The 6,389-nt window shown below is 66.7% G+C and carries 8 protein-coding genes and 1 pseudogene; 3 read left to right on the top strand and 6 right to left on the bottom strand.

Annotated features, from left to right (window positions below; genetic code table 11):
- Positions 1 to 179: 179 nt before the first annotated feature.
- On the top strand, positions 180 to 812 hold the full coding sequence (locus tag RIF93_RS05280; RefSeq protein WP_375163837.1) for a sigma-70 family RNA polymerase sigma factor: 633 nt from the start codon (positions 180 to 182) through the stop codon (positions 810 to 812).
- Between the two features lie 103 nt (positions 813 to 915).
- Here the strand turns inward: RIF93_RS05280 and RIF93_RS05275 are convergent, their stop codons facing one another.
- The 6 genes and pseudogenes from RIF93_RS05275 to RIF93_RS05250 form a co-directional block, all read right to left on the bottom strand.
- Positions 916 to 1,563 carry a Crp/Fnr family transcriptional regulator gene (locus tag RIF93_RS05275; RefSeq protein ID WP_309089148.1) on the bottom strand — a complete coding sequence of 216 codons (648 nt, stop codon included), beginning with the start codon at positions 1,561 to 1,563 and terminating at the stop codon, positions 916 to 918.
- Between the two features lie 60 nt (positions 1,564 to 1,623).
- Complete coding sequence (locus RIF93_RS05270; protein WP_309089146.1) at positions 1,624 to 2,139, bottom strand: hypothetical protein; 516 nt, start codon at positions 2,137 to 2,139, stop codon at positions 1,624 to 1,626.
- 251 nt (positions 2,140 to 2,390) lie between these two features.
- Complete coding sequence (locus tag RIF93_RS05265) at positions 2,391 to 3,011, bottom strand: Crp/Fnr family transcriptional regulator (protein ID WP_309089144.1); 621 nt, start codon at positions 3,009 to 3,011, stop codon at positions 2,391 to 2,393.
- Positions 3,012 to 3,086: 75 nt separating this feature from the next.
- Positions 3,087 to 3,485 (bottom strand): helix-turn-helix domain-containing protein, encoded by a 399-nt coding sequence (locus RIF93_RS05260; protein WP_309089142.1) that lies wholly within the window; start codon positions 3,483 to 3,485, stop codon positions 3,087 to 3,089.
- Positions 3,486 to 3,533: 48 nt separating this feature from the next.
- Positions 3,534 to 3,767 (bottom strand): annotated as a pseudogene (locus RIF93_RS20730) (cyclic nucleotide-binding domain-containing protein); the annotation flags it as partial.
- 196 nt (positions 3,768 to 3,963) lie between these two features.
- A complete protein-coding gene (locus tag RIF93_RS05250) occupies positions 3,964 to 4,785 on the bottom strand; it encodes a hypothetical protein (RefSeq protein WP_309089138.1) in 822 nt (273 codons plus the stop codon).
- A 412-nt stretch (positions 4,786 to 5,197) separates the two neighbouring features.
- Between RIF93_RS05250 and RIF93_RS05245 the strand changes: the two genes are divergently transcribed.
- Both RIF93_RS05245 and cpaB read left to right on the top strand, forming a co-directional pair.
- Positions 5,198 to 5,410 (top strand): hypothetical protein, encoded by a 213-nt coding sequence (locus RIF93_RS05245; RefSeq protein ID WP_309089136.1) that lies wholly within the window; start codon positions 5,198 to 5,200, stop codon positions 5,408 to 5,410.
- Between the two features lie 78 nt (positions 5,411 to 5,488).
- Positions 5,489 to 6,361 carry a Flp pilus assembly protein CpaB gene (gene cpaB, locus RIF93_RS05240; protein WP_309089134.1) on the top strand — a complete coding sequence of 291 codons (873 nt, stop codon included), beginning with the start codon at positions 5,489 to 5,491 and terminating at the stop codon, positions 6,359 to 6,361.
- The last annotated feature ends 28 nt before the right edge of the window (positions 6,362 to 6,389 follow it).

Here is a 6,389-nt window from a genome sequence, read left to right as displayed (position 1 = left end):
CGCTCGAATTCTCGCGTCAGCGCGGACTTACGTCAGCTCCACATCCGACCGACCCTGCGCCACACCCGGAGCGCCTCCGCCGGCCTGTCCGCCGCAGGTCTCCGGCCTCTCCGCCGAGCGGATTGAGCTTCTGTCCGAGAAAGTCGACTTTCGGTGATCCAGGTCACGATGCGGGGGCAATGGAAGTGGGACGAATTCCTGGGAGGCCGGTCCGCGCCGGCTTGGCTGTTGGAGTGCTTGCGATGTCAGCGGAGTTTCGTGACGGCGTGCTGGCGACTGTGCCCTCGATGCGGGCCTATGCCCTGGTCATGACGCGATCTTCGGTCGACGCCGACGATCTGGTCCAGGACGCGCTTGTCCGGGCATGGCGTTACCGTGGCACCTACGTGGAAGGCACGAACCTCAAGGCCTGGCTCTTCAGGATCCTGCGCAACGAATTCTTCGCCCAAGGCAAGCGCAAGCCGCGCGGCCAACGCTCGCTGGAGGATATCGATGAGCAGTACGCGTCCCGCGCCCCCGAGCAGGAGTGGAGCCGGCTCTATGGGGAGATGCTGAACGGCCTCGAACGGCTTTCGCATCCCAATCGGGACGCGCTGTTGCTCGTCGGCGGGGCCGGTTTCTCGTACGACGAGGCCGCAGCCGTCATCGGCTGTCCAGCGGGGACCGTCAAAAGTCGGGTGAGCCGGGCGCGCGAGCAACTCGCCGACATGCTCGACTACGAGCTCCCCGAGCGCCGCCGGCCGGACGTCCAAAGGAGGGGCCGGTCAGTCTCGCCGCCACATGTCTCGCAGAGCATCGCGCTCGCCTGGTAGCGTGGAATTTGGATCTCGGATCACGCCGCCGCCCTGCGCTCCGGCTGTGGCGGCCGAGGTCAGCTGACACGCAAGTTCGCCAACCCCGGCCGTTGGACGCTCGTCAGGCCGCGGCCTGGTCGCCGACCTCGGTCTGAACCGCGATGCAGGCGGCGGCCGAGGGATGATAGCTGAAACGCCGGGGGGCGACGCGCCGCAAACGGCCCGTAGACTCCATCCGCCGGAAGAGCCGGCTGACGGTCTCAGGCGCGATGCCCAGGAAATCGGCGATGTCGTGCCGGCTCATCGGAATGTCCAGCGTCCCGCCAGGCGGCGCCTTCGTCTGCTTCGCCACCCAGTCGACAAACCAGGTGATGCGCTCATAGGCGTCGGAGTGGCTCATGCGGCCGAGGTGATGGGCCAGGTCGGTGAGCAGTTCATCCGCGGAGAGCAGCAGATTCAGCGCCGCGCGGGAGTCTCTGGCCACGAGGTCCCAGAGCGCCACATGCGGGAAGCGGCTCAGGACGGTGTCGGTGATGGCGTGCGCAGAGGCCCAATGGGTTTCCATGCCCGCGCAGAAGGTCTGGCCTGCGAAGACAAAGGCGATCACTTGACGCGAGCCGGCGGCGTCGCCGATCTGCAGCCGGACGCACCCGTGCTCCACACGGTAAAGCGCTGAGGCCGGATCCCCCTGGTGGAAGATCGCCTTGCCCCTCAGGGCAGCGATCAGGCGATGGCTGGCGCTATCCAGCAGTTGAGGATCGTACGACATGGGGAAACTCCGAGGTCGTCTGCCGGCGTTCGCTTGCGCCGGCCTTCAATGTTCAGGTGGTCAGGCAGCCGGGGTGAGCATCGGCGCCGCTTGGGACGACGCAGGCCAGCGACGGGGCGCGTAGGCGCTGTAGTACGTCGCCTCGTCCGGAGACAAACAGGTGAAATGTTCCGGGCTCTGCAGGTTCAGCAATGCCGAGACTACAGTTGAGCTCAGGAGCTGTTCCGACTCTCCGAGGATCATCGCCGCCTCCTGCAGGCTGAGCTCAAGGCAAAGCACCAGGAACAGCGCGCCGCGTTGCGCAGCCTGAAGACTTAGAAACTGCGCCCACTCCGCCCGATTGCACGTGTCGCCGGGGAACATGTCCGCACCCGGAGCCGGCGGGAGTAGAGTGAGCTTATGGTACAGCTTGCGATAGATGGTCGTAAGGTCCTCGGGCTCCAGGTTGATGAACTCGCGGAGTACCTCGCAGACCGTTGCGTCCACCGCCGGGTGTCCGGCCGTCGTCACCTTTGCAAACGCCCGCAGATGGCGCGCATGAGATTGTAATCGGGCTCGACAGGCCGCTTTCGCCATGGGTGTCCCTCCAGCATCTTGGAGAGCACTGAAGCGGGATATCTTCCGTGTCAGTATGACCGGCGTCACACTTTTTTGCTTTTTTTTGATACCTGCTTTTGAACGGTAAAGCTTGCGTCCCGATGCCTGCGGGCGATGCTCGCGTCGTGACGCGACGTCAGTATTCGCTACCGATTGGTGCGCCTCCTGCTGGCCGAGTTCTGGCGAGGCGCTCGCGGGCGAAGCTTCCGCGCCGGCAGAGTCTCGCCGGCTCAGCGTCCCGGCAGTCTGAGCACAGATTTGTGACCATCAGCCCGTCGCAGCTCGCCGCGGCTCTCCATGCGCAGGAAGAGCCGGCTGACGGTCTCCGGCGCGATGCCAAGGAAGTCGGCGATGTCTCGCCGGCTCATTGGCAGGTGGACCTCAGAGCCGTTTTCCGGGGTCGGGCTGCGGCTCATCATCCAGTCGAGGAACCAGCGGAGGCGCGCGTCACCTCTTGCGTGGGTGAGCAGGGCCAGGTGATGGGCCACGTTTTCCACGAGCTCGTCCGCAGAGTGGAGCGCCGCGATCGCCGCCTCCGCATCGGCGGCGATGTGGGCCCAGAACGCCGACAGTGAGTACACGGCGACGGAGGAGTCGGTCACGGCGTACGCGGAAGCCCAGTAGGTCTTGAACCCGACGAAGAACACGTCCTCGGGAAACAGAAAGGTCACGATCTCGCGGTTTCCATCCTCACTGTCGATCTGCAGGCGGATGCAACCGCGCTCCAGTCGATACACAGCCGTTGCAAGCTCGCCTTCATGGAAGAGAGGCTCATGCTTACGGAGGGAAACGGAGCGAAATCCGAGGCCTTCGAAGGCAGGTTTCAGGTTCATGAGGGCGCTCTTGTTCACGTCGGCGGCCCTAATCTGAGTTTGTCCACTCCGTTCCGTATTCGACCCAGTAAGTGCACCGCTCCCCGGCACGCATCAGTCGCCCGGCTTGAAGCCTTCGTCGCACGGGCGGCTGCCGTCCCGGCATGACAGGGTCTCGCCGGCTTCAAGGCGCGCTCCGTGCGCGCCGCGGCGGTACGTGAAGTGCCGATACGAGACCCGGCGGAGCAGGCCCGCGGCTTCCAGTTGCGCGAACACGCGGCTGACCGTCTCCGGGGCCAGACCTAGGAAGTCGGCGATGTCGCGCTGGTCCATCGGAACTTCGAACTCGGCGACGCCGTCCGCCCCGGCCCGTTCGGCCATCCAGCCGAGGAACCAGGAGATGCGGGCGGCGGCGCTGTCCTGGAAAAGCCGACCCACGTGGTGGGCAAGTTGGCTGACAGTTCGCTCCGACGCCTCCAACAGCGCCGCAGCGGCCGCAGGATCCGTCTGCATCAGCTGGAGGAGGGCGGAAGTAGGGGCCTTTAGAACCACGGACTCGCACACGGCCTCGGCGGACGCCCAGTGCTTTTGAAGCCCGGCGCAGATGACGTCTCCCGGAAAGAGGAAGGCCAGGATGTGGCGCGCTCCGTTGCGCTCATTCACCTGCAGCCGTACGCATCCCCGCTCTATCCGATAGAGCGCGAGGACGGGGTCATCCTCGGCGAAGAGCTGCCGTCCGCGCGGCACTACGATCGGGCGGCGCGCGCCCGCGAAGATCGCGGCGTCTGAACTCATGACTTGCCTCGCGGGTCGTCGAAGTTCCGATCGCGACTGGGGAGCGCCACGGGTCCTGAACAGCCGAGGATATTCAGGCCACCATGAAATTTAGAATGTCATTGTTACCCAAAATGGGTGCGCGCAGCGGTGCGGCGCGGTGATCCCCAACCTGCCCGTAGCCCTTGAGGCCGCGGATTGGGGGGTGAACCTCAGCCTAGAGAGCGTTTTCGCCACGCCACGGGGTGATGACCAGATCCGCGGCAAGCCAGCGGTTCACCCACCCCTTGACGCGTTGGTCGATCGGCTTGCCGCGGTAGCGGACGTGGAAGAGCGAGCGTTCTTCGAGCCGCAGCAGCGCCTCGTCGAACCTCTCCGCCAACCGCCCGCTGCGCCCGATGCGGGTGGCGAGCTCCGGACTAGCTTCGCCCACAGCTCGCAGCAGCGACCGCACGTTGCGTATCGCGATCGACTCTCCGCCAAGTGCGAAGTGGACTCCCAGCTTCTTGGCCAGCAGGTCCGGTCCCCGATTGGTTCGATGGTCCAGCTGCAGCAGCTTGGGGTCGACACGAACGAGGGGAGCCCCGCAAGCGAGCTGCCGCAAGGCCGCGCCGGGCTGGAAGACGAAGGCTCCGCCTTCGATTGGAGTCAGATCGAAGAGCAGGGGCCCAGCGCCTAGGCTCAGCCGCCGGAGGATCTGCAGCAGTTCAGCAATGTGCTGCTCCAGCGCGCGGCGCTCCTGTCCGCAGCGACGGCCACCACCCTTGGCTTGCAGGATGTCGGCTGGGCGGATCAGCCGCGCACGTGGGGCCCCGTCCGGCCCGACCGCGAGCAACAGGCTGAGCACGTCGATGATCAGGGGCGAGATCGTCAGCAGAGCTTCTTCGGCGTCTTGGGCGCTTCCGGCCTCCAGCCTCAGGAGGATCGGCTGGGTTCCGGGGCGCTGCATCGAGACGGCGCACTGACTCTCGAGCCGCCAGCCTCGTGTCACCGCCGCCGGACCGGCCGCCATCATCGCGCCGAAGATGGCGCGGACCACCGGATGCTGAGGAAGCGACAGCGCACCGTCCGCCGGTCCCTCAGAGGCGCCGCCTGGCTGCGCCGCCGAAACGTTGTCGTTGCGCGATATTCCTTGGATCCAACCCATTCCGCACCTCAGCGGGCCGCCTTAATCGGCGCGGTCCTCCGCCCGTTCCTGGCGTCGAACGAAAAAGAAGACCTGGGTCACATTTCGGGTGCGGAACGCGGCGGCATCATTTTTGCCTTCGAGCGCCGGTTTCGCGAAATAACCGCGCGGATACAGAGTCTTAGCCGACGATCTGGAGCTTCGGCAGTCCGCCCGAACACCCTTCCGGGGATGCTTCCGGCCTTAGGGTCGGGGCTCGATCTGCAGTGATCGACCGAGGCCCGCATGCGGCCGCGGGATGTGTACTCCAAAGGGAACGCTGAAAATGATGCAGCTCTATGTGAAGGCGAGCACCTCTCTCGCGAACATCCGGGACCGCCTGTCGCGCGATGACAGCGGGGCCTCGCTTGTCGAGTATTCCGTCCTCATCGGCCTGATCACGGTCGCCACGATCGCCATGATCATCCTGGTCGGCGGGAAGGTCCTTGCCGCCTGGACGGCGCTGAACGCGGCGATGCCCGCCGCGCCGGCTCCCTGACGACGGAGGCGGGGCGGCCGCATCCGCCGACCGCCCCGCCCCTCATGAGTCCCGCTTCCTTCCACCGGGGATTTTCCCATGCGCAACATCGGCTTCGTCCTGCTCATCGTGTCGGTCCTGCTTGGCGGCGTCGCCGTTTGGGGCGTGCGGAACATGACGGCCGCGCGCGCCGCGCCGGTGAGCCAGGTTGGCCAATCCAGCGTCGTCGTGGCCAGCCGTCCCATCGGCTTCGGGGAAACCCTCACGCCCGAGCTTCTGCGCGTCCAACCGTGGCCGGCCGGGGCGCGTCCCGAGGGCTCCTTCAAGACCGTGTCGGAACTCACCCAGGGCCCACGCCGGGTGGCGCTGGCCCCGATCGCCGCGGACGAGCCCATCCTGCCGTCCCGGATCTCGGGCCCTGGCGCCCGAGCGAGCCTCTCGGGCGCCATCCGCCCGGGGCTGCGGGCCAGCACCATACGGGTGAACGACGTGTTCGGCGTCGCGGGCTTCGTGCTTCCGGGCGACGTGGTCGACGTGCTGGTTACGCGTGCGGAAGGCCAGCGAGGCGCGGCTGACGAGAAGATGCGCACCGACGTGCTGCTGCAAAGCGTGCGCGTCCTGGCCGTCGACCAGCTCGCCAACGGGTCGAAGACCGATCCTGTCGTGGCGAAGGCCGCCACGATCGAGGTGACGCCGGACCAGGCGCAGAAGCTCGCCCTGGCGGCTCAGGTCGGCACACTTTCGCTGGCGCTTCGCGGCACCGCAGACCCTGTCGGCGACCCCGACGCCGCGCCGCCGCAAACCGTGATGGTCAGCGACCTGCGTCTGGGCGCTCCTGCGCAGCCAAAGGTGATCCGCACGACGACGACGCCGCGCCGACCGATCCGCGCCGTGCGCCGCTCGCCGGCTGGCCAAACCATCGAGATCTACAACGGCGGCCAGCGCGCCACCGTCTCCGTCCGGGCCGAGTGATCCGCCCGGGGTCCCCCCTTCAACCCAG

The organism is Phenylobacterium sp., from assembly GCF_031181185.1.
Classification (GTDB): domain Bacteria; phylum Pseudomonadota; class Alphaproteobacteria; order Caulobacterales; family Caulobacteraceae; genus Phenylobacterium.
The sequence above is the reverse complement of the archived record's forward strand: the minus strand, read 5'-3'. Positions and strand labels throughout refer to the sequence as shown.

What these genes read in the sequence shown, in the direction of transcription:
- RIF93_RS05280 (WP_375163837.1), top strand. Translation starts at nt 180, where the DNA reads ATGGAAGTGGGACGAATTCCTGGGAGGCCGGTCCGCGCCGGCTTGGCT.
- RIF93_RS05275 (WP_309089148.1), bottom strand. Translation starts at nt 1,563, where the DNA reads ATGTCGTACGATCCTCAACTGCTGGATAGCGCCAGCCATCGCCTGATC.
- RIF93_RS05270 (WP_309089146.1), bottom strand. Translation starts at nt 2,139, where the DNA reads ATGGCGAAAGCGGCCTGTCGAGCCCGATTACAATCTCATGCGCGCCAT.
- RIF93_RS05260 (WP_309089142.1), bottom strand. Translation starts at nt 3,485, where the DNA reads ATGCAGACGGATCCTGCGGCCGCTGCGGCGCTGTTGGAGGCGTCGGAG.
- RIF93_RS05245 (WP_309089136.1), top strand. Translation starts at nt 5,198, where the DNA reads ATGATGCAGCTCTATGTGAAGGCGAGCACCTCTCTCGCGAACATCCGG.
- cpaB (WP_309089134.1), top strand. Translation starts at nt 5,489, where the DNA reads ATGCGCAACATCGGCTTCGTCCTGCTCATCGTGTCGGTCCTGCTTGGC.